Raw genomic sequence first — 24,303 nt, 5'->3', positions numbered from 1 at the left:
AATAAGTCAATAATAGCTACTTAAAGAAACTAAAGATATAAATAACATACGCAATTTTAAATAAAGAACATCTGTTACTAATTTTTAATTAGGCTAATTTATTTATTTTCCACGGAAAATTATAATTAACTAAACCACTAATTACAACAACAATTTTATTTTTATTTTAATTTGTAATTGAAATTAATCACAGAAATGGTTATTATAAATAAGTAAAATTAATTTAATAAATAACTTGTATCTATTTGTGAATATTTTTACTTTAATCAAAAAGAAATTTACATCTAACTATAGAAGGAGACTAAATATGCTAGAAGACATTTTGTTAGACGATCTTGCTCAACGTAAGCTCAGTGTTTTTAATCACTTGTTGACCACCTCAGAAGGGACTTATAGTATTCATTATTTTGAGCAATTTACAGATTTTTCTTATGCTCGCTTAAACTCATTATTCTCTGAGTTGAATGATGATCTTTTAGAATTACAAGGAATTGAACTATTGAATGAGCAAGGGAAAGTAGCGATTGATCCAGCAAAATTAAGAAATGTTCCTTATTTACAGTTTTTATTTCGAAAAAGTTTGCCTTACAAATTTTTGCTTGCAACAATTTTAGAAAGAAATTATAGGATAGACAAATTCTGTAAAGACCATTTTATTAGTCGAGCATCTATTATCAGACGGCTGCAACCACTGATTAACTATTTAAAAGATTTTGATATCCAGCTTAACTGCTCAAAGCTACAGCTTTCCGGTAAAGAAAATCTGATTCGTATTGCTTATTTGAATATTTTTTGGCTTGCCTCATATGGAGAAGATCTTTTTCTAGCTCTAGGTGAAACGAAACGAGGGGTGGACCTATTTGATTCAGAGTATCATCCTTGGATGACCTACATTGAGCCTAGGGAATGGTATTTATTAAAAACAATTTCTCGATTAAGAATCAAAAAGAAACATTATATTATCGAACCGCCATTTGAACAATTGGTTTTTCCAAAAGTTAATGATTCGTTTATTAAAGAACTGGAACAATCAAAACTGACTCAGTGTCATATAGATCGAGAAGCTGAATTTCTCTCTTTTATGATGTTTTATTGGAGTATTTATATTTACGCTGATGATCCAAGACTTACATATGTAGAAAACTATATGGAAAGTGAGCAACAACCTTTAGGTGACTTAATGAAGCATTTTGAAAATTTCTATTCACCTTTATTTGCAGAAAAAGCACTCACTTTAGATGAAAAAAAAGTTTTAAATATTAATCTGTTTACGACTTGTTTAAACCATTTTGTTACTGAAGATTCACTGCCTTTAGCGATTAATTTCATGGATACTCTTATAAAAGAACAAAAACCCCTATATGAACACCTTTCTTCAAAAGTTGGGGCATTCTTTAATGAGCTTACTTTGCATGCAGAATTTTCTTGGATAAAAAATTGTTTGGACGATCTTGTGCGCATTTGTTCATTTTTATTACTTCCCTTTTATGAAAGAAGTAATAGAAAATACCAGCTAAATGTAGGAATTATTTTATCATCCAACGCGATTTTTTTACAATCATTATTTAATTTTTTAGAACAGATTTCATTTATATCTGTTTCATTTGTCACTTCAACTTCTGATGAAAACTGTGATTTTTACATAGCTTCATCCAAGCTTTTAATACCGGAAAAAAGTTTAAAAAAGAAAAATTTCCAAATCATTCCACTATCACCAACACTGGATTATCAGATTAATCTTCTTGATATTTTACATAGCTGGTATACAAAAAAATCTTCTTCTTTTAGAATCTAGTCGAAAACCAGTTGGATTTTATTGATCTTCGACCGTGACGCAGATATAACGCTCTGAGTTATATCTGCGTCAGCGAAAATCCGAATAAACGATGTGCAGTTGATATCCTCACTATTCTTTACTGTTTTAAATCTTCTTTATTTCCTTCAAAAACATACTTTGGTTCGTCATTTTTTTTATCATAATCCACGACTAAATCATATCCTTTGAAGAACCAATCATCTGTTTCTTCAATAAAATATGTAATCCCATCGATTTTTTCTTCTACTAATGGTTGATCTGGCGATTCTACTGACATCGCAATGGAAAATCCATCATGTACATCTGTTTTACCGTAGATTTTACCATAAAAGCGAATACCACTTTCTGCAGTAACGCCGACTTCTGTTTTAAACCATTGTTGAGCTTGCGGTGTAATTGTTAATTTCATCTTTATTTTCCTCCCTACTCACACTTGTCATTTTAGCATAGAGTCTAATTTTCAGAGAATAAAGTGCTTATAGATAGATCATTCATTCATTTTTTCATCCAGTAAATCTACATCTGCTGTTTCTCCAACAACTAATAAACTATCATTTTCTCTAACCATTTCTTCTGCAGCTGGTGAAGTGATTACATCTGATTTCGAACGGCGAATTGCTACAACTGTTAAGCCAAAACGTTGACGGAAATTTAATTGACCCAATGTTTTTCCATAAAATTTAGGATTAGACACACGAACTTCAGCTATCGAAACTTCACTGGATAATTCAATATAATCCAATATATTTCTAGATACCATTTTATGAGCTACTCTAATCCCCATATCTCGTTCTGGATGTACTACTAAGTCCGCACCAATTTTATCTAATACTCTAGCATGGTATTCGTTCACAGCTTTTGCTAGTACGTTTGGCACACCCATTTCTTTAACCATTAATGTTACTAAAATACTGGCTTGAATATCCTCACCAATAGCTACCACAACATGGTCAAAATTACGGATACCTAATGAACGTAAAGTTGACTCATCCTGTGCATTTGCCACCACAGCGTGAGTTGCAATATTCATATATTCATTGACTCGATCTTCATTACTATCAATCGCTAAAACTTCTTGCCCCGACTCAATTAACGTCTGACAAATACTCCCGCCAAACCGACCTAAACCGATAATTGCAAAATTTTGTTTCATCACTACTTCTCCTACTCATTATTTAATCCAAGTATAACAAACACACAAGTTCTTGAACAAGAACAATAATCTTCTTTAAATAATTTTTCTTATAAATTAAAAAAAGAGTGGGATAAAACTAACGATCAGTTTTGCTCCACTCACTATATCTAGATAACCGGCGAGAAAAAAGTAACTCCCTCTTATTTCTCAGAGCTAAACACTTTTATCTCGACCTACTATTGATTTATTATTTAGCTAGACCATGCTGAAATGCGTAGATAGCTGCTTGCGTACGGTCTTCTACGTCTAATTTAGCAAGAATATTAGATACATGAGTTTTCACTGTTTTAAGCGTAATAAACAGCTCGTCAGCTATCTCTTGGTTACTGCGACCTTTTGCGATCAGCATCAAAATTTCATGTTCTCGATTTGTTAAGTCTTCATGAAGAACTGGTTCATGCTTTTTAGTTAAACGTTCCATCATTTTTGTTGTTACTTCAGGTTCTAAAACTCTTTCACCTCTAGAAGTAGCTCGAATTGCGTCTGCAATTTCATGGGCTGTTGATGTTTTTAAAAGATAACCTGCTGCTCCAGCTTCGATTGCCGGATAAACTTTTTCATCATCAATAAAACTTGTTACAATGATAATTCGCGCTTGCGGCCAATCTTTCAAGATTGCCTTTGTTGATTCAATCCCGTCCATTTCATCCATTACTAAATCCATTAAAATGACATCTGGACGCAAATCCAGCGCTTTTTCATAACCAATTCGGCCATTTTCCGCTTCTCCAACTACTTCAATATCTTCTTGAATTGATAGATACGAGGACACTCCTAATCGAACCATTTCATGGTCATCCACTAACATTACTTTGATCACTTGTCATTTCCTCCTTAACTTAAAAGCTAAACAAATTGGTATATGAAACTAAATTACAGGCACTTTGATTTCTACACTTGTTCCTTGCCCTTTAAAGCTGATAATCTTAACTGTACCGCCCATACCTGCCACTCGTTCACGGATATTTTTCAATCCATAGCTGCCGGCTTTATTATCGTTCTCACTCATATCAAAACCAACACCATCATCGACTAGACGAAGTAAAACATTTTTATCCACTTGGTGCAAATAAACTTCGAGTTCTTGTGCCTTAGCGTGACGTAGAGTATTGGAAAGCAGTTCTTGAACAATCCTAAATAAATGATCTTCTATACTATTGTTCAAATGAACATCTTCAACATCCCAAGTCAATTCAATCTTAATTTTTGTTTGTAACTCTTTTAATAATTGCTCAATTCCTTTACGTAAACTTTTTCCTTCTAAACTAACTGGACGTAAATGTAATAATAAAGCACGCATTTCAGATTGAGAAGCATTTATAATATCTGTTACGGTTACTAATTGTTTACGGAAAAGTTCAGGTGTTTCACTTTTTTGCGCTTGTTCATTTAGTGCTGACATCATCATCATTGCTGCAAATAATTGCTGACTAACTGAATCATGTAGTTCTCTAGCTAAACGATGTCGTTCAGCTTCTAAAATCTCTTCTTTGGTTTCCCCATCCATCATTTGTGGACGGCTGTTTAACAATTGAAGTTCTTTCGACATATCCAATAATTTCATTCTGATTTTCAAAATGTCCTGGTCTACTTCACCTATATACTGGTCATTGCTTGCATGAGGAACACTTTTGGCAATTACCGGATTGTCATAGCTGCCTCGAGCTAGTAAACGAAGTTTTTCTTCAATTTTACCATATTGTGCCCGTTGTACAATAGATACGAGTAAAAAGGTAGATAAACCAACTAAAAGTGAAATTAAAACCATATGGAAAATCAAAGGAATATAAAAAACTTTCCTTTGAATTAATTCTAAGAGCCAATTTTTTTGTTTAATCGAGTAAAAATATGAAAACAATGTTAGTAAGACGACAATAAATGTACTACAAGCCGCGTATAGAGACAGCATCTGTCGAGAAATCTTACCCATCATACGCGAATCACCTCAACGTCTCCCACCAATGTATTTGTGAGGATTTTCAATCGGCGATTATTTGTATCAAAGTCATTACTGTATATCTTTAATGATTCATTTTTCAAGTGATATTTTTCTTCTTCAAAGTTTACATTACCATAGAAAGTTGAATGTTCTAACGTTACGGCAACCCCAAGAGGGACTAAAATTCTCGTACGCCCAAAACCTTTTCGAATAATGATAATGCTGTCATCTTTAGGTAGTAGTGTATTACCTAAATCAACAATTGTATCACCAGAAAGAATGTCGATATTAATATCATCCCATTCGTAAACATTACTGCCGATACGCTCATTTGCAAACCAAGGTCGTTTATAACGTCGACCGCTTTTTGGTTCTGTATTGGTTGTTTCTACCATAATCATTTGCTTTTTGCGCCATGGTGCACGCTGGGTAATATCTACCCCAGCAACTTCTACGCCTTTCAAACCAATAAATACAACAGCGAAAACTATGATCAGCCAAAACGCCGGACTGTTCATTACGCCTATTAAAATTAGGATAATACCTAATACTAGTTGAAAATTATTAAAATTACTGCGCTGTGTTTTTTTCATTGCATATACCACGCTCAAAATACCCAACACTAGTAAAACTGCCAGTCCTGGGTTATGTAAAATTTGCCATAAGGCCAAAATAAATAATAATGCTTCTACTACAATAAAAAAACGCCATGGGTTATTCATAATAATCCCCCTTCCTATGAATTTAGTATACCTTGATGCCCCTATTAATGTTAGTTGCTAAAGCCTTATTTGACTATAGGACTTTAGCCCTAATTTTCAACAAAACGAGGACGGGACGCGTTTGTCCAATCCTCGTACATCATTTCACTGTCTAAAAAAACTGTTGTTAGCTAACTTTGGTAATCTTCACTTGCATGTCGCCGCCAGGTGTGGCGATAGCAACTTGATCGTTTAAATGCTTGCCAATTAATGCTTGAGCAATTGGTGAATCATTTGAAATCTTACCAGAAAAAGGATCTGCTTCCGCACTTCCCACAATCGTATATTCCTCTTCTTCACCGTCAGGCAATTCAATAAATGTTACTGTTTTTCCGATTGAAACCTCATCAGAATCAACCCCATCATTATCGATAATTTGCGCAAAACGAATCATGTTTTCTAATGTAGTGATTTTTCCTTCAACAAACGCTTGCTCGTCTTTAGCTGATTCGTACTCTGAGTTTTCCGACAAATCACCAAAGCTTCTTGCAATTTTTATACGTTCAACGATTTCTTTACGTTTAACCGTTTTTAGTTCTTCTAATTCTTGTTCTAATTTTTCTTTTCCTTCAAGTGTCATAGGAAATACTTTTTCTACCATGTTAATTTCTCCTTCTTAGCTTACTACAATGTATTATTTTATTTCATTGAAAAATTCCGCTTTCAATCCAGAAAAGAGTACCACTCTTTGAGCAAATTGTAAATAATATTCGCTCGATTTTTAAAAATCTGTAGAAAACTTGATTTTAAAAGTGGACTATTTTGTGTTGAAATTCACGTATTAACGTAAAGCGAAACGAGCCGCCTAAAGTTTAGGTTGGCTCGTAATAAGTTACGCAAAATAAAACATTATTCACTTTCTTCCGTTGTACTATTGTTGACATATTTGTCGACAAGCACTTGATGTTCCTCATATGTCTCAGCAAAATAAACATTGCCTGTTGAAATATCAGCTACAAAATAAAGATAGTTATTAGGTGTAGGATTTAATACTGCATTAATTGCTTGCTCACTAGGACTATCCATCGGACCTGGTCCATAACCAGCATTAGTGTAAAGATTATAAGGTGAATCTACTTCTAAATCTTTATAGCTAACTAATTCTTTATGTTCGCCTAACGCATACAGTATTGAAATATCAGATTGTAATGGCATATTAGCAACAATTCGATTAATAAAGACTTGTGCTATTTTTTTACGATCATCTTCTTTAATTCCTTCTTTTTCAACAAGAGAAGCTAAAGTCAATACTTGCTGAACGGTCATACCTTTTGCATGAACCATAGGCATATATGGTTCCATCACACTATTCATTTTTGTAATCATTTGTTCTACAAAGTCGTTTAATTTCATATCTTTGTAGTAATCATAGGTTGCTGGGAACAGATAACCTTCTAAGCGGTAACGAACGCCTTGGGCTTCAGCCGCACTTCCCAACAGTTCAGGATATTTTTGATTCATCGTATTGAAAAATTCTTCATTTTTCATTAACTCGATAAAATCAGCTTTTTTGAACTCAGTATTTTCCTCAATCGCATCACCAATTTTATCAATGTCATATCCTTCAGGAATAGTTACTTTTCCATCTGCAATTTTTGTTGGTTCTGCTGTACCGCCTTCTCTAAGCAATGCACCTATCTCATCCAATGTCATATTGGGCGACATTTGATAATAACCTGCTTGGAAATCAGTTAAGTTTTTAAATTTTATATAATAATTGAAAACCATTGCACTTTTAATCACCTTACTCTCTTCGAGTATATTGGCGATTTGTTTATTAGAAGAATCTTCTGGAACATGGACTTGTACTAAGTTTGTATCATTTTTATCCAAAGGCTGTAGACCAGAATTGACATAATTGTAAAAAGTAAAACCAAAAATTGCAATTACTAATAATAAAACCGATGCAACAATCAATACGATTCTACTGACAATACGATCTTCTTTTTTTCTGGTGCGTTTTTTTGACTCTTCATTTTCTGGTGACTGTGATTCATGATTCTCTTGTTTTTTTAATATTTGCTCTTCTAATTTTGAATGATGCTCTACACTTCGTGAACCAACGGATTCCATTTCTTTAAACGGTTCTATTTCATCTTGATTATTATACTCTGAATTGTTAGTTCTATTATAATCTGTCTCATTATGTTGTGATAAGTTCTGAGCGTCTTTTTCAAAGGAAGTCGAATCTTCATTACCAATTTCTTCTCCTCGCAAAGAACGCAAGACCTGATCTTTAAATGAAGACGTGGAATGATCTTGATTATTTTGGTTATCTTCTGCCAAAACAAATCCTCCTTACTTTCTATGTATCTTCTTTAACTTAAACTATTATACATGAAAGCTTTTTAAATTTAAACTTTTTTAGAGAAAAGTCACCAACTTGTAAGAATTCTTCTTGCCGTTTAATTTAAAAAGAGACCGTGATATCAACCATGGTCTCAAAGCGAAACATTCTTTTTTTAGTAATATTACAATACTGATCTCTCTATTCAGCACTAAGTGCAGCCATTGTAATGTAATTATACGGCTGATTGAAATGTGGTAAGAAGAAAATATCTAGTAATTTTAATTTATCGATAGTTACTTTTTCACCTATCGCTAGAGAAAACATATGAATTCCCATTGATACGTCTTCATAAGATGCCATTTGAGCACCTACAATCCGACGACTCTCTTCTTCATAGACGATTCTAATTTTCACTTGATTATTTTCTTTCATAAATCCAGGTTTTTGTAGATCTTCGAATTCGGTATGCTTAACTTTTAAACCTAATTTTTCTGACTCTTGTACAGTCAATCCTGTAGAGACCATATGATAACCAAAAATTGAGATACCGTTAGATCCTTGTACACCAATTGACTCTAAAACGGTACCGCCAATATTGTGGGCTGCAATGATTCCTGAACGTACTGCATTTGTTGCTAAAGCAATATAGGTGGTTTGTTGTACTGCATTTGAATAAATAGTTGAGCAATCACCTACTGCATAAACATCGGGATCGCTAGTTTGTTGGTGTAAGTCAACTAAATAAGCACCATTAGTGAATAATTTTAAATGGTCTTTTCCTAATTGATTATTTGGTCTAAAGCCAATTGCGTTAATAACTAAATCTACTGCATACTCTCCTTTATCTGTAACAATAGATTCTACTTTATCCGTTCCTTTGTACTCTTTCGCTAACTCACCATAATGTAATTCAATACCATTTTCCGCTAAAACCTTGTCCATATCATCCGTAAACCATTTATCATAGTAGTTCGGCAAACATCTTTCAGCTGCATCGAAAAGTAAAACATTTTTCCCCCGACGCTTAGCTGCTTCAGCGATTTCAACACCAATATAACCTGCACCAATTACGGCAACTGTTTTAATTTCAGCTTTTGCCATTGCAGCATCTACCGTTTGTCCATCTTGGAATAATTTCAGAAACTCAACATTTTTTAAATCTCTGCCAGGAATATCTGGGTTAATCGGAGCAGAACCTGTTGCTAAAATTAATTTATCATAGGTTTCTACGAATTCTTCACCGTTATTTTTCTTACAGTGAACCGACTTTTTATTGAAATCAATTTTCTCTACTGTAGTTTCCATATAGATTTGTGCACCTTTTGCTTCAAAGGCTTCTTTATTCGTATAAAATAAATTTTCATAGGATTCAATCTGACGACCTACCCATAGTGCTGTTCCACAACCTAAATAACTAAGATTCGTATTTCGATCGATCATTACAACTTCTTGATCAGGGTAAGTATCCAACAATGTGTTTGCAGCAGCGATTCCAGCATGATTAGCTCCAACGATAACTGTTTTTGTTTTGTTCATAAGATTCTCCTTCATGTGATTTAGTGAACTTAATTATACCTAAAGAAAGGGGTTTCTTTTCTCAATTTATGCAGTTTTTGTTAAAACATTTGAGAATTTCTCATTTTTTTCATCAAATAGCAATTTTTTTGGATCGTTCACTCTTTTTCTTTTACTTGGTGAGCGGTACAATAACGATAAACATTCACTTGCTTATTTTTCAACAATAAAATTTGGGAGGAACATCATGGAAAAAAATAAACAATACTGGATTGACCACTTAAAATTGGAACCACATCCTGAAGGTGGGTATTTTAAACAAGTTTTGCGATCCGATCAGTCCATTCAAACAGCACCTGCTATCACTCGGCCCTATTACTCTAGTATTTATTTTTTGCTAACTTATGGAAATCCTTCGCATTTTCATCGACTAAAATCTGATGAAGTCTGGTACTATCATGGTGGAGCATCATTAACCGTTCATTTACTGCATTCTGATGGTCACTATGAAAAAATTCACTTAGGTGACCAACTCGAAAAAGGACAGGTTTTACAAGCGGTTGTACCTAAAAATGTTATTTTTGGTTCTACTGTTGATGAATTAGATCAATTTGCTTTGGTTAGCTGTATGGTTTCACCTGGTTTTGATTTTGCAGACTTTGAGCTATTCACTAAGAATGAATTGGTTTCTCTTTATCCAGATCATCAAGAAATTATTACCAAATTAGCTTACGATCAATTACCAAAATAAAACTTAAATTCATGTAAAAAAGACCAAGCGAATTGGTCTTTTTTCATGCATCATAACAATATAAGCACTAAAGCAAGCTTATAATTTCTGTCGGTGTACTCACAATATAGGACGCCCCTGCTATTTCCAGCTCAGATTGGTTTCCAAAACCATATAATACTCCTATACTAGCCAAATCATTTTCTTTTGCTCCTAGGATATCATGGCTACGATCACCAATCATGATGGTTTCTTTTAAGTTAAGTATATTTGCCTCTTTTAAAGCGTACTGAATTACGTCACCTTTTTTCGAGCGTTTTCCATCAAGGCTAGCTCCATAGATCCCTTTAAAATAATGGGTTAGGTTAAAATGATTCAAGATTTGTTTAGCATAAATTTCTGGTTTAGAGGTTGCTAAATATAACTGACAGCCCTTTTCTTTTAGAGATGCTAAAACTTCTGGAATCCCTTTATATACATGGCTCTCAAAGATCCCTTTTTTTTGATAATATTCACGATAATAGGCAACAGCCTTTTCAACTTCTTGATCATTTAAACCATATAATTTTTCAAATGAGTCCGCTAACGGCGGGCCTATAAAAGAGTATAATTGTTCTTCATTTGGCGTCTTTAGCCCAAGTTGTTTTACCGCAAATAGTACCGCCTGAATAATCCCTTCAGCAGAATTTGTGATCGTACCATCTAAGTCAAATAGTATTGATTTATATAACACCACTATTCCACACTCCTTTTTATTGTTCTAGCATAAAATAGAGCGGAGTAGAAATTTAATTAGAAAGTTTCTACTCCTCAAAATAATTTTCTATGAGACTATCTTTCTTTTATATCACCAGTATTAATTACTGGCTGTGTTCCTTTGTCAGTAATAATTGAAACTAAAAGATTGTTGATTAGCTGCACTTTTCGATCATCAGTGAAATTGATTTCTTGACCATCTTCAATTTGTTCCAAAGCCATTTGGGTCATTGAAACAGCTCCTTCAACGATAATTTGTCTTGCTGAAAGAATTGCTTTAGCTTGCTGTCTTTGTAGCATTGCACTAGCAATTTCAGTAGCATAAGCCAAATGATTTAAACGTGTTTCGATAATTTCAACACCAGCCACGGATAGACGGTCTTGCAATTCTTTTGCTAATTCTTCAGATACTTCACTAGTATTTCCACGTAAAGTTAGGTCATCATCATTAAATGTATCATAAGGATATTGAGTTGCAATATGACGAATCGCAGTTTCACTTTGAATTTCTATAAATTCTTGATAACGATCTACGTCAAACAACGCTTTCGCTGTATCAACAACTTTAAATACCACAACAGCCGAAATTTCTATCGGATTTCCATCTGAATCATTGACCTTTAATAACGAACTATTAAAATTTCGAACTTTCAATGAGACATTAATTTTTTGTGTCAACGGTGTAGTAACAAATAAACCATTTTCTTTGATTGTGCCTAAATATTGACCGAAAAATAAAATAGCTTTAGCCTGATTCGGACTGACAATAGTTAAAGAACTTAAGAAAAGAGCAGAGACCACCCATAAAATTAAGCTAATCGTAATCATGACAAAACTTTCATCGACTACGCCAAAATAAAAACTATAACCTCCGATAATAATCAAAATAACTAATACCACTAAAGCAATGTACCCATTCACATGAAACGTTTTTTTCTCTTCCATCGTTTCCCCTTCTTTCCCAACTTAATAAGTCTTATCTTACTCTTATTTATTCTATCTATCAATAGTTAGGAAAAGTCAAAACAGTTGCTAAATTATTGAATCAGCTTTATACTTACTTTTAGTAAGTTAATTATTAAGTAACTATTATATATTTGGAGGGTTCAAATTATGGATACAGAAATTCGCGGCATTCATCATGTAACAGCAATGACATCAAGTGCAGAAAAAATTTACCGTTTTTTCACTGACACTTTAGGTTTGCGCTTAATAAAAAAAACAGTTAACCAAGACGATATTGAAACCTATCACCTTTTTTTCGCTGACGATCTTGGATCTGCCGGAACAGATATGACCTTTTTTGATTTTCCCGGAATCCCTAAAGGAACAAAAGGTACAAATACAATTTCCCGTACGTCTTTTCGGGTAAAAAATGATGCTTCTTTAGCTTATTGGGTGGATCGTTTCAATGAACATAATATTGATCACGGTGAAATTCAAGAACGTTTCGGTAAAAAATATTTGGAGTTTAAAGACTTTGACGATCAACAATATCAATTAATTTCAGATGAAAATAATCATGGGGTTTTAGCTGGAACTCCTTGGAAAAAAACGGATGTACCAGCAGAACATGCCTTAACTGGGTTAGGACCAGTGTTTGTAACAGTTGCAAACTATGAACATATGCAGCGTGTTTTAGTTGAAGTTTTAGGTTTTCATTTAGTAGATGCACAAGGAAGTTTTCATTTATTTGAAGTTGGTGCGGGCGGTAATGGAGCTAGCATCATTGTTGAACATCGAGATGATTTGCCTGATGCGCAAGAAGGTTTTGGAAATGTTCATCATTTAGCCCTTAGAGTAGCAGACCAAGACGCTTTACGTTTTTGGATTGAAAAAATTAATCAGCTACATTTCCCCAATTCTGGTTTTGTTGAACGTTTTTATTTTAAATCTGATTATTTCAGAGCAGCTCCGCATATTTTATTTGAATTAGCAACAGATGGTCCTGGTTTCTTGGAAGACGAAACTTATGAAGCAGCCGGTGAAAAGTTAGCATTACCGCCATTTTTAGAGCCAAAACGTAAAGAAATAGAAGAATTTGTGCGGCCTTTTGACACTTCTGATGCAAATAAAGCGCGTTAGTCAAAAAGAATTGGAGAGTTGTTATGCGACATTATGCGACAAAAGATCTTTCACAAAAACAAGCGTATAAATTTTTATCCGGCAGTATTATTCCAAGACCAATTGCTTGGATTACAACATTTAACAAAGATCAAACTGTTATTAATGCCGCTCCGTTTAGCTTTTTTAACGCTGCTGCTGCGGATATTCCACTAGTGACAGTTTCAATTCTAAGGCAAAATGGTGCTATCAAAGACACTGCCCGAAATATTTTAGATACAAAAGAAGTGGTCATTCATCTAGTAGATGAGCACGTTGTTGAAGCTATGAACCAAACAGCTGCTACTTTACCAAGTGAACAAAGTGAAATTGAATTAAATCAATTGGAAACAACGCCAAGTAAGTCAGTCCAAGTTCCTGGAATCAAAGCAGCTCGTATCCGAATGGAAGGTCGATTACATCAATATGTTCCTATCAAAAATCATAATGATGAAACAATCTCTGATTTATTTATCTTGGAAATAACTGATTTCTATTTTGCTGAAACACTCATTGACCAACAAAAAGAATATATTTTACCTGATCGCTTCAAACCAATTGCTCGTTTAGCAGGTCAGACTTATGCACAAATTGATGGATTATTTGATTTACAACGACCAAAATAATCCTGAGGTAAACAAAAAGATACGATCCAGCCCATTTAAGCAGCTGATCGTATCTTTTTTAATCTACTTCTATGTTCTTAAATCAATCAACGGTACATTTCCGTCTAAAACACCACTAGGACTTTTAAGTTTAAACGTCTGTAAACGCGGATCAATTTCCAGCATCATCTGTTCATCTAAATATCTTTTGGAATAGTCCTTAATAAAAATTTCACCAATCGTCGAATCCAATGTTAAATCAAAATCAGAGCGATCTTGCAAACGATTCAGAATTAGCAAACGAAAACTAGTATCTAGAGAACATACGCCCATTTTTGAATACTTCCCGACACCATCATCCAAATCTAAAATAACTACTGCATCACTTTCAAGAAAAGGCAGCAATTTAACTTGAGCTTCATCGCTTATTTTTAAGAACATTTTCTCCTTCGCCATCCTTTCATAATCATTTAAACAAACAATTCAACTTAGGTTAGCTTTTGGTAGTTTCCTGCAGCAAATTCTTTAGATAACTCAACATAATGCTGTGCATTTTCTTTATTTTTACGAATTTCTTCTCTCGTTAATGGACGAATCACGCGTGCCGGGCGACCAAAAGCTAAAACATTTGGCGGAATTTCAGTTCCTTCAGTTACAAGAGAACCAGCTCCTATTAAACTATTTTTGCCAATTTTTGCATGGTTTAAGATAGTCGAACTCATACCAATTAAGGCACCATCCTCAATAGTGCAGCCATGAAGCATACAAGCATGTCCAACCGTTACATTTTCTCCAATAAAAACTGGTGCATCGTGATCGACATGGATAACGCTACCATCTTGGATGTTCGTCCCTGCACTAATTGTGATTGAATTGCTATCTCCTCTAAGAACTGATTGAAACCAAATACTTGTGTCTTTGGCTAATTTTACATTTCCAAATACGTCGGCACTTGCTGCAATATAATATTCTTTTGTCAAATTCTTCACCTCTTTTAATACCCTTAGTATATCAAATTAGCAAAAATCTCCTGTATAATACGCACAGATCTATAGGAAATTTTATTATTTGAAAATAATACAAAAGAAAGAAGCAAGCCAAGTATCAGCCTACTTCTTTTTTGGTATTATTCGTAATCGCCATCCTCAGCAAATTGGCTATTATATAGTTTTTCATAAAAGCCGCCTTGATCCAAGAGTTCGTTATGCGTACCTTTTTCAATAATTTCACCTTGGTTCATAACTAAAATCAAGTCTGCTTCACGAATTGTTGATAGACGATGGGCAATCACAAAGCTTGTTCGCCCTTCCATCACTCGATCCATCGCTTTTTGAATTAATGCTTCTAAACGAGTATCAACTGAACTAGTTGCCTCATCTAAAATCAAAATTCTTGGATCGGAAATAACTGCTCTGGCAATCGTTAACAATTGTTTTTGTCCAAGCGAAACATTATCACCTTCAGAGTTAATTTCCATCTCATAACCATCCGGCATTGTCCGAATAAAATGGTCGACATTTGCCGTTTTAGCCGCATCTACAACTTCATAGTCAGTCGCATCTAACTTACCAAAACGAATATTATCTGCGATAGTTCCTTCATAGAGCCAAGCATCTTGCAATACCATACCAAATACTGAACGAACATCACTTCGATCCATTTTCTTCGTATCAATTCCGTCGATCTTAATTGCACCTTCATTAACGTCATAAAAACGCATCAATAAATTAATCAACGTTGTCTTTCCAGCTCCAGTCGGACCAACAATCGCTACAGTCTGACCTGCTTTAACTTCAAAATTCAAGTTTTTAATTAACGGTTTTTTAGGATCGTAACTAAAGCTAACGTTATCAAATACTACTGAACCATGAACTGTTTCAGGTAATGGAACATCTTGCTCATTTAACTCTTCTTCTGGCTCGTCTAAAATTTCAAAAACCCGTTTTGTCGCAGCTGATGCACTTTGCAAAGCAGCAGACAACTGCGTGATATTCCCCATTGGCTGACTAACTTGCCAAATATATTGGATAAAGGCTTGTAACTGACCGACAACGATTACACCCGTAATGACGTAATAACTTCCTAAAACAGCCATCCCGATATACGTACCATATGCAGTCATTTGTACTAACGGCAACATTAATCCTGAAATAAACGAAGCTTTAAAACCAAAGTTATTCAAGTTATGGTTTACGTTTTTAAAACCTTGTAGTGTCTCTTTCTCACGACCATATAGTTTTAATACACTGAAACCAGTCATGTTTTCCTGTACGTAGCCATTTAGATCACCCAAAGCATTTTGCATATTTTGGAAGTATTTTTGCGAGATTCCGACAATTGTTTTTGAAATAAATAAAGATAGTGGAATCATCACAAGTGAAATTAGTGCCATCAGCCAATTAATATAAAACATCATGGCCACAGCCATTACTATTCCCAAAACAGCTGAAACAATATTGATAAAACTTTGCTGCATCGCGTTACTTACAGCATCCACGTCATTAGTTACTCTGGATAAAATATTTCCTTGTTGATTTTTATCAAAATAAGAAACTGGCAAGCGATTAATTTTTTCATCGATATCCCGACGTAAGTCACGCATAGAATGCTGAACAACAGTCGTCATTAAAAATCCTGATAAAAATTGGGCTACACAATAACCTAATCCAACAATCAAAATCCAAATTAAGCACTTAATAATATATGGGAAATTTAATTCCTCACCAGCAGCAATATTTTTAGTGATCTCAGTCGTCGGTAGCCCTGAAACGTATGGCATTGCTGCGTTGAATGCTACGGTTAAAACAGTAAAGATAATTACTAGAATAAATGTTCCTCTGTAAGGATCAATATATTTACCTAAACGTCTAATAGAAGAAAGGGCGTTTTTCATGCTAGTTCCTCCTCTGACAATTGAGAAGCCGCAATATCATAATAAATTGGACAAGTCTCAAGTAATTCACGATGGGTGCCGATTCCGACAACATCTCCTTCGTTTAAAACAACAATTTTATCCGCCTGCATAATTGTACCGACACGTTGAGCGACAATTAATACCGTTGATTCCATTGTTTCTTTTTTCAAACGAGCGCGTAAATTGGCATCTGTTTGATAATCTAATGCAGAAAAACTATCATCAAAAATATAAACTTCCGGACGACGAATCACTGCTCTTGCAATAGCAAGACGTTGTTTTTGACCACCAGAGAAATTTGTTCCACCTTCTGATAAAAGTTCATCAAAACCATCTGGCTTTTGCGAAATAAAATCTGAAGCTTGTGCAATTTCAGCCGCTAATTCCATTTCTTCTACCGTCGCATCTTGTTTACCATATCGCATATTGTCAGCAATTGTTCCGGTAAATAATAATGCTTTTTGCGGAATATAACCGATTTTATTACGCAAAGCACTCAACTTGTAATCTCTAACGTCAACACCATCCAGCAAAACTTGACCTTCTGAAACGTCATAAAAACGCGGAATCAATTGAATCAAAGTAGATTTCCCACTACCTGTACTCCCGATAAACGCCACCGTTTCTCCAGGCGAAGCTGTAAAACTAACATTACGAATGACTGGACTCTCAGCATGTCCTGGATAAGCAAAAGTAACATTTTTAAATTCTAAGTAGCCTTTTGTTTTAGCTTCAGTTAGTCCAGTTTCATTTTCACGAATGACAGGTTCCATATCAAAGGCTTCTTGAATACGGCGGGCAGAAACAGCCGCACGTGGATACATCATAAAGACGCTGGCAAAAAGCATAAATGAAAACAGTGCATGGAAAATGTATTCAATAAATGCAATCAGGTCCCCAACTAATAAATTACCATCCTGAATTTGCAAAGAACCATTCCAAATAATTAAAACCATTACAATATTAAATAGGAAGAAAAATCCTGGTTGAGCCGCAGCCATTAAACGAAACAAGCTCTTTGAACTATTTGTATAGTCTTCATTAACTTTACTAAATCGTTTTTCTTCAAATTTTTCGTTAACAAAAGCACGGATTACACGCAATCCTGAAAGATTTTCTCTTAAAATTCCATTAATTCCATCTAAATTTTTCTGTTGCTTAGTTGATAATGGATCAGAAATTTTAGCAATTGCCACTACTGCAATCAGTAGAAACGGCAGTGCACCCAACACAAACCAACCTAAAGTTGGGCTTGTACGCATAACCATGTATAAACTGACAAAAAACATCATTGGTGTCATAAAACCGATTCTTAATAGATTTCCCATAAACAACATGATTTGATAGGCATCATTAGTCGTTCTAGTAATCAGTGAAGAAACGCCAATTGTTTCATACTCACGATGGGAAAAAGTCTGTACTTTTTCAAAAAGATCATCACGAATATCTCTTACAATATTTGTTGTTATACGGGCACCAAAATATCCAAGCATAATATTCATAATCACACCGATAACCGTAATCCCAATCATCAACAAACCTTGCTGCTTTACATAGTCAAAGTCATTATTTTTAATCCCAACATCAATCATCTTAGCTAGGATTGTCGGCAACCCCAGTTCTATTAATATAAATCCAAAAACACAAATAAAGTCCAAGAACAGTAATTTCTTGTATCTCATCGTGTAATGCCACATCAATTTCACGTTATCATCTCCTGTCCCATTTTTTAATCCAGTACTTCCACTATAGCATAAAAGCAACAGTCAGGTAAATTATATTTAAACGAAATTTTCGATATTTTTATTTCCTAAAAAACAATTTGTGTTCTTAATTATATTAAAGTTTTATTTATCTATATTTCACACAAATTTTCTCGAAACCAATGGTTAAAAGACGGCTTTTTACTTCTTTCGCTTGACCATTATTTTAATTTGTAACTTTCATATTTTCTTTAAAGCCGCAAGTCTGTTTCTATACTTATTCTCCATTCTATGATAAAATACTTTTAATTGTTGTTCTACACAACACAAGGGACGGTTGAACGTAAGTAAAGTTTCCATAAAACAAGGAACGTGAAGCAAAGTCGAGGCTTCATTTCATCATTAACTGCTGTTTTTGATGGCGATTGTTTTTAAGGTGGTCAGCCACCTCACTTTGTTGTGTTCAAAATTACAGTAAGATAATAAAAAAATAAATAACTAACTGCCTTGGCAGATGAAGGAGAAAAAACTATGATCTATAAAGTTTATTACCAAGAAACAAAAACAAGAAACCCAAAAAGAGAAGATACAAAATCGATTTACGTTGAAGCAGAAGACGATGTTATCGTACGTCAGCAAGTAGAAGAAAATACCCCATATAATATCGAATACATTCAAGCACTTGATGAAAATCATTTAGCTTATGAACAAGAACATGCGGAATTCTCTTTAACGGAGTTTTAACATGAAAGTAAATATAAAAAATAATGAAACCGGCGTTTTTGCGATAGGTGGATTAGGTGAAATCGGAAAGAACACTTATGGGGTTCAATTTCAAGATGAAATCATCATTATTGATGCTGGAATCAAGTTCCCAGAAGATGACCTACTTGGAATTGACTATGTTATTCCCGATTATAGCTATATTGTGCAAAATCTGCACAAAGTTAAAGCCTTAGTCATCACCCACGGACATGAAGATCACATCGGCGGCGTTCCTTACCTATTAAAACAAGCGAACATTCCGATTTATGCCGGACCTTTGGCATTGGCGCTCATTACCAATAAATTAGATGAACATGGACTTTTACGTGACGCACAATTACATGAAATCAATGAAGATACTGTGATTCGTTTCCGTAAAACTTCCGTTAGTTTCTTTAGAACGACACATAGTATTCCAGATGCGTTAGGTGTTGTTGTTAAGACTCCATCTGGTAATATTGTTGCAACTGGAGATTTCAAGTTTGACTTTACACCAGTTGGTGAACCTGCAAATTTACATCGTATGGCAAAACTAGGTGAAGAAGGTGTCTTATGCTTACTTTCTGATAGTACAAATGCTGAAATTCCAACATTTACCAAGTCAGAAAAAACTATTGGCTCTTCTATTTTGAAGATCTTTGAAAAAATTGAAGGTCGAATCATCTTTGCCAGCTTTGCATCTAATATTTTCCGTCTGCAGCAAGCCGCTGATGCTGCTGTCAAAACTGGGCGAAAAATTGCTGTTTTTGGTCGCAGTATGGAAAATGCAATTGTTAATGGCGAACAGCTTGGTTACATCAATGTGCCAAAAGGAACTTTTGTAGATGCATCTGAGTTAAATCAATTACCAGCAAATGAAACAATGATTTTATGTACAGGTTCTCAAGGTGAACCGATGGCAGCATTGAGCCGAATTGCCAATGGAACCCATCGCCAGATTTCAATTCAGCCAGGTGATACAGTAATCTTTTCAAGTTCACCAATTCCAGGAAACACAACGAGTGTCAATCGATTGATTAACTTGCTTTCCGAAGCAGGCGCTGAAGTTATTCATGGAAAAATCAACAATATTCATACTTCTGGTCATGGTGGTCAAGAAGAACAAAAATTAATGTTACGCTTAATGAAACCTAAATATTTCGTTCCTGTTCACGGGGAATTTAGAATGTTGAAAATACACGCATCACTTGCACAGGATGTCGGTGTTCCTGCTGAAAATTGTTTCATTATGGAAAATGGTGATGTCCTAGCTTTAACTGCTGATGATGCCCATATTGCTGGTCATTTCAAAGCCAATGATGTTTATGTTGATGGTAACGGTGTTGGTGATATTGGTAATGTCGTTTTACGGGATCGCCGGATTCTTTCAGAAGAAGGTTTGGTTCTTGCCGTAGCTACCGTTGATATAAAAAATAAAGAAATTTTAGCCGGTCCAGACATTTTATCTCGTGGTTTTGTTTACATGAGGGAATCTGGGGAAATGATCCATGAAGGACAACGCTTATTGTTTAATGCAATACGTGAAGCTCTACGCGATGACAATTGCACCGAAGCAAAATTATGCGATGCAATTTCAAGTGCATTACAACCATTTTTATTTGAGAAAACAGAACGTCATCCAATGATTTTACCAATGATTATGACGTCTTAAAATTTTAACAAAGCAAAAACCGAGATAGATAATTATCTCGGTTTTTGCTTTGTTTTTATTCATTTGATTTTAGAGCATCGATCATATCAATATGTTTCAATTTAAAATGAGTAACAGCCATCACAATAATTGTAAAGATTATCGTCATTCCTCCCGAAACTACGTAAGCTGGCCAATGAATAACTAGCGGAAAAATCACATTTTCCATGGAAGCTTGCTGTAAAATAAATTCCGTTAATACATAGCCTATCCCATAACCAAAAACAATTCCTAATAAAGTAAATACAATATTTTCACGGACAATATACATCGTCACTTCTTTATCAAAAAAGCCTAAAACTTTAATTGTTGATAGTTCTCTAATTCGTTCTGAAACATTGATATTAATTAAGTTATACAAAACAACGAATGCCAAAGCACCTGATAAGACAACAAAAATCACTACAATCGCATCCAAATTGGACATTGAATCTTCTTGCGCTTTAATTTGCGTAGACATAAAAGTTGTATTTGTTACTTTATCTGTCGCTAATAAACGCTCTGATAATTCTGTTTCAGCGGTTTCAGACATCTTACTCGTCTGAACTAATAGTGTATTTGGTTGAAACTCTTGCTGCGTTACTTCTTTATAATAGTCTTTAGAGAGGTATAAAAAGTTACCTAAATAGTTTTCAATTACATCTTGAATTTTTATTTTGATTGGTTCTTGGTCCTGATCGTAAATCGTCAGTTCGTCTCCCTTATTGATCCCATATAATTCTGCAGCTCTTTGCGTGATAAAAGCACCTTGATCGGATAACAGAACTGTTTTGCCATCTAAATTTGTCATATGAATATAGTTTTTAAATTCTGTTTTATTTTCTGGTACATTCATCGTTAAGTTTAGATTTGCTTTTCCTGAAGCTCTAAGTTCAACTGTTTCACTATGAATCATTAAATGATTTTTTATTGCCGATTCTGTATTTAACTCCGCGATAACTTTCTCCTGATCTTTTGTTGTATCAGCGTCATCATTTAATGTAACAATTGCCTGATAATCAATAATCGGTCCAAACTGCTGATCTGTAACTGAACTCAGCGAATCTTTTAAACCAAAACCAGCGACCATTAACCCCGCACAACCAGAAATTCCGATGATTGCCATAATCATTCTTGATTTATAACGGAAAATATTTCGGTAACTGACCTTTTGATTAAAATTCAGGCGTGACCAAATCGGTGTAATATACTCTAAGAAAATACGTTTTCCCGGTTTAGGTGCACGAGCCTGCAATAATTGTGCTGGCTTATCATGCAATTCTCTAAAGAGCACCAATAACGCTGAACCAAGTGCAGCAGCTAGAAAAGCTAATGTCGCTTGAATAATTGGCGTATAAACATAATAAATCTTCACTCCGCCTAATGTATAGCGATCACTGGATAACTCATAAATAATTCGAGGTAACAGCTCTGTTCCTGCAATCACACCGGTAATAATTCCGAGAGCGGATGCTAATAATGCATAAATAATATACTTTTTAGAAATTTCAAATTTGGTATAACCCAGTGCTTTTAATGTACCAATTTCGCGTCGGTTTTCTTCTACCATTCTGGTCATCGTAGTAAAGGTAATTAAAGCTGCGATGAAGAAAAAGAAGACTGGGAAAACATCAGCGATCGCTGCAATACGCTCGGAAAGATCTCCATATTCTTGAAAACCTGGATTATCCGCTCGAACATTAAAAAGATACGTCGGGACTTTCATTTGATTGATTTCAGCTTCATTAGTTGCAATTTCTTGTTGCGCTTTTTCTAGTTTAGTCTTGTTTGCATCAAGTTCAGCTTTTTGAGTCGCTAGTTCACTTTCAGCGCTTGTAAGTTGACTTAATAGCGTTGCTTGTTGACTTTCGGGAAGTTGTTGTAATGCTTGTTTTTGTTGAATAAGTTGATCTTGTGCTTGATTTAATTGGTTTTGCCCTGCTTCTAATTGAGCCAGACCATCAGCAAGATCAGTTTTTGCATCTGTCAGTTTTGTTTGAGCCTCATTTTGAATTTCTGTTAACCGTTCTTCCGGACGATTTTTGAAGATTTTTTTCACCGAATCCCGATTTTTCTCAATTTGATTTTTATACTCTTGGCTGTATGTTTCCAGCCCTTTGACATTATCAAATCGAATATATAAAACCGATTTAACATCCGCTTTAAAATTTGACTCCGGCACATACACAAAATAATCTACTGTTCCATTTCCAACATTTGAATAACCACGTTCTGTTGTAGAAATAAACAGTGGGGAATTGGCAAAACCTACAATGGTATATTCTTTATTTTTTAATTGCTCTTCATCGTTAATTGAAAAAGTATCGCCAATTTTGTAACCATCTTTTGCCGCGATATCATCTAAAACAATTTCTGTTTCACTTTTTGGCAAACGACCTTCTTTTAAGACTAACTGATTTTGCTGGTTCGTTTCATTATAAGAAAAAACTTGAACTACTTCATTTTTCTTGGCGTCTGCATAATAAAATTGATAACCTGATTCCACTTTAGCATCAGGAATTTCTTTAGCTAGCTTTTCATCATCTTCAGTAATTCCCAAAGTTGAAATAATCTGCATATCTGCTAAATTTTGGTTATCAACGTATTGACTAGCTGAGTGATTCAAAATTGGACCAGCAGCTTTAACACCGACAAAAAGTAAAGTACCCAAAAAGATAATTAGGCTAATTGCGATAAAACGTCCTTTTGATTGTGTGATTTCACGAAAACTTGCTTTCACATAGGTTCTATTTTTCATCTTCATCACTCCTACCAAATAATTTCATCAATTGAAATTGGATTTTCGTTTACTTCTACAGAACGAACTTTGGCATCATTGATTCGAATTACACGATCAGCGATTGGAGCAATTGCGGCATTATGAGTAATAATTAAAACTGTATTGCCATTTAGACGACTAGCATTTTGCAAAAGTTTCAGTACTTGTTTTCCGGTTTCGAAATCCAAAGCTCCTGTTGGTTCATCGCATAAAAGCAATTTAGGATTTTTTGCTAGTGCTCTAGCAATTGAAACACGTTGTTGCTCACCACCGGATAGTTGCGATGGAAAATTATTCAAGCGATCTTCTAGCCCAACTTGTGTCAAAACCTCAACTGGATCTAACGCATTAGGAGAAATTTCTGTTGCCAGTTCAACATTTTCTTTAGCCGTTAAATTAGGAACTAAATTGTAAAATTGAAAAACAAAACCAATCGCTTCTCGACGATACATCGTTAATTCTTTATCAGAAAACTTCGCAATATCAGTCTCATCAATAATAATTTGTCCTTCATCTGGCGTGTCCATACCGCCTAAAATATTCAGAACGGTTGATTTTCCAGCGCCACTTGGACCTAAAATAACTGCTAATTCACCTTTTTTTATGTTAAAAGAAATATCTTCATTTGCGGTGATCGTTGTTTCACCCATTTTATAGCGTTTAAATTCATTTTTGACTTCTACATAGTTCATACTGTTACCTCCATCTTTTGAACAGTCGTTGCTTTTATGACATGTTGTTAGTATAATAGTCTGGAAAAAAG

At 34.6% G+C, this 24,303-nt stretch carries 22 protein-coding genes; 6 read left to right on the top strand and 16 right to left on the bottom strand.

The window, feature by feature from the left end:
* Positions 1–247 precede the first annotated feature (247 nt).
* Positions 248–1,795, top strand: a complete 1,548-nt coding sequence (locus C240_RS10255) for a helix-turn-helix domain-containing protein (protein ID WP_271495103.1) — start codon at positions 248–250, stop codon at positions 1,793–1,795.
* Positions 1,796–1,913: 118 nt separating this feature from the next.
* Here C240_RS10255 and C240_RS10250 read toward each other — a convergent pair whose 3' ends face one another.
* The 8 genes from C240_RS10250 to nox form a co-directional block, all read right to left on the bottom strand.
* On the bottom strand, positions 1,914–2,225 hold the full coding sequence (locus tag C240_RS10250; RefSeq protein WP_271495100.1) for a HesB/YadR/YfhF family protein: 312 nt from the start codon (positions 2,223–2,225) through the stop codon (positions 1,914–1,916).
* 78 nt (positions 2,226–2,303) lie between these two features.
* A complete protein-coding gene (locus C240_RS10245; RefSeq protein WP_271495097.1) occupies positions 2,304–2,969 on the bottom strand; it encodes a potassium channel family protein in 666 nt (221 codons plus the stop codon).
* Between the two features lie 229 nt (positions 2,970–3,198).
* A complete protein-coding gene (locus tag C240_RS10240; protein WP_271495094.1) occupies positions 3,199–3,831 on the bottom strand; it encodes a response regulator in 633 nt (210 codons plus the stop codon).
* A gap of 48 nt (positions 3,832–3,879) precedes the next feature.
* Positions 3,880–4,944 carry a sensor histidine kinase gene (locus C240_RS10235; protein ID WP_271495091.1) on the bottom strand — a complete coding sequence of 355 codons (1,065 nt, stop codon included), beginning with the start codon at positions 4,942–4,944 and terminating at the stop codon, positions 3,880–3,882.
* The gene (gene liaF / locus C240_RS10230) at positions 4,941–5,672 is read right to left on the bottom strand and encodes a cell wall-active antibiotics response protein LiaF (protein WP_271495088.1); all 732 of its coding nucleotides are present in this window, start codon (positions 5,670–5,672) and stop codon (positions 4,941–4,943) included. The genes C240_RS10235 and liaF overlap by 4 nt, the downstream gene beginning before the upstream one ends.
* A 166-nt stretch (positions 5,673–5,838) precedes the next feature.
* On the bottom strand, positions 5,839–6,312 hold the full coding sequence (greA, locus tag C240_RS10225; protein ID WP_271495084.1) for a transcription elongation factor GreA: 474 nt from the start codon (positions 6,310–6,312) through the stop codon (positions 5,839–5,841).
* A 248-nt stretch (positions 6,313–6,560) separates the two neighbouring features.
* A complete protein-coding gene (gene mltG / locus C240_RS10220; RefSeq protein ID WP_271495081.1) occupies positions 6,561–7,997 on the bottom strand; it encodes an endolytic transglycosylase MltG in 1,437 nt (478 codons plus the stop codon).
* Positions 7,998–8,199: 202 nt separating this feature from the next.
* Entirely contained in the window at positions 8,200–9,537 is a 1,338-nt protein-coding gene (gene nox, locus C240_RS10215; protein ID WP_271495078.1) for a H2O-forming NADH oxidase, read from the bottom strand.
* A 226-nt stretch (positions 9,538–9,763) separates the two neighbouring features.
* Between nox and C240_RS10210 the strand changes: the two genes are divergently transcribed.
* Positions 9,764–10,267 (top strand): cupin domain-containing protein, encoded by a 504-nt coding sequence (locus C240_RS10210; protein ID WP_271495075.1) that lies wholly within the window; start codon positions 9,764–9,766, stop codon positions 10,265–10,267.
* Positions 10,268–10,334: 67 nt separating this feature from the next.
* Here C240_RS10210 and C240_RS10205 read toward each other — a convergent pair whose 3' ends face one another.
* Both C240_RS10205 and C240_RS10200 read right to left on the bottom strand, forming a co-directional pair.
* Entirely contained in the window at positions 10,335–10,979 is a 645-nt protein-coding gene (locus C240_RS10205; RefSeq protein ID WP_271495216.1) for an HAD family hydrolase, read from the bottom strand.
* Between the two features lie 98 nt (positions 10,980–11,077).
* Positions 11,078–11,947, bottom strand: coding sequence for an SPFH domain-containing protein (locus C240_RS10200; RefSeq protein ID WP_271495072.1), 870 nt, complete (start codon positions 11,945–11,947; stop codon positions 11,078–11,080).
* Between the two features lie 168 nt (positions 11,948–12,115).
* Here C240_RS10200 and C240_RS10195 point away from each other — a divergent pair, with 168 nt between their 5' ends.
* Together C240_RS10195 and C240_RS10190 are read left to right on the top strand one after the other, a co-directional pair.
* Entirely contained in the window at positions 12,116–13,087 is a 972-nt protein-coding gene (locus C240_RS10195) for a ring-cleaving dioxygenase (protein ID WP_271495069.1), read from the top strand.
* A 23-nt stretch (positions 13,088–13,110) separates the two neighbouring features.
* Positions 13,111–13,731 carry a flavin reductase family protein gene (locus C240_RS10190; RefSeq protein ID WP_271495066.1) on the top strand — a complete coding sequence of 207 codons (621 nt, stop codon included), beginning with the start codon at positions 13,111–13,113 and terminating at the stop codon, positions 13,729–13,731.
* A gap of 69 nt (positions 13,732–13,800) precedes the next feature.
* Here the strand turns inward: C240_RS10190 and C240_RS10185 are convergent, their stop codons facing one another.
* The 4 genes from C240_RS10185 to C240_RS10170 form a co-directional block, all read right to left on the bottom strand.
* Positions 13,801–14,151 (bottom strand): iron-sulfur cluster biosynthesis family protein, encoded by a 351-nt coding sequence (locus tag C240_RS10185; protein WP_271495063.1) that lies wholly within the window; start codon positions 14,149–14,151, stop codon positions 13,801–13,803.
* 47 nt (positions 14,152–14,198) lie between these two features.
* Positions 14,199–14,690, bottom strand: a complete 492-nt coding sequence (locus tag C240_RS10180; protein WP_271495060.1) for a gamma carbonic anhydrase family protein — start codon at positions 14,688–14,690, stop codon at positions 14,199–14,201.
* A 146-nt stretch (positions 14,691–14,836) separates the two neighbouring features.
* On the bottom strand, positions 14,837–16,603 hold the full coding sequence (gene efrB, locus C240_RS10175; protein WP_271495058.1) for a multidrug efflux ABC transporter subunit EfrB: 1,767 nt from the start codon (positions 16,601–16,603) through the stop codon (positions 14,837–14,839).
* On the bottom strand, positions 16,600–18,330 hold the full coding sequence (locus tag C240_RS10170; protein ID WP_271495055.1) for an ABC transporter ATP-binding protein: 1,731 nt from the start codon (positions 18,328–18,330) through the stop codon (positions 16,600–16,602). The genes efrB and C240_RS10170 overlap by 4 nt, the downstream gene beginning before the upstream one ends.
* Positions 18,331–18,858: 528 nt before the next feature.
* Between C240_RS10170 and C240_RS10165 the strand changes: the two genes are divergently transcribed.
* Complete coding sequence (locus C240_RS10165; RefSeq protein WP_025871555.1) at positions 18,859–19,071, top strand: DNA-directed RNA polymerase subunit epsilon; 213 nt, start codon at positions 18,859–18,861, stop codon at positions 19,069–19,071.
* A gap of 1 nt (position 19,072) precedes the next feature.
* Positions 19,073–20,743, top strand: coding sequence for a ribonuclease J1 (rnjA, locus tag C240_RS10160; protein ID WP_271495045.1), 1,671 nt, complete (start codon positions 19,073–19,075; stop codon positions 20,741–20,743).
* A 55-nt stretch (positions 20,744–20,798) separates the two neighbouring features.
* Here the strand turns inward: rnjA and C240_RS10155 are convergent, their stop codons facing one another.
* Both C240_RS10155 and C240_RS10150 read right to left on the bottom strand, forming a co-directional pair.
* Entirely contained in the window at positions 20,799–23,519 is a 2,721-nt protein-coding gene (locus C240_RS10155) for an FtsX-like permease family protein (protein ID WP_271495042.1), read from the bottom strand.
* 11 nt (positions 23,520–23,530) lie between these two features.
* A complete protein-coding gene (locus C240_RS10150; RefSeq protein WP_271495039.1) occupies positions 23,531–24,232 on the bottom strand; it encodes an ABC transporter ATP-binding protein in 702 nt (233 codons plus the stop codon).
* Between the last annotated feature and the right edge of the window lie 71 nt (positions 24,233–24,303).

Origin of the sequence: Enterococcus sp. 5H (assembly GCF_028128615.1) — a bacterium.
GTDB lineage: Bacteria > Bacillota > Bacilli > Lactobacillales > Enterococcaceae > Enterococcus_L.
The sequence above is the reverse complement of the archived record's forward strand: the minus strand, read 5'-3'. Positions and strand labels throughout refer to the sequence as shown.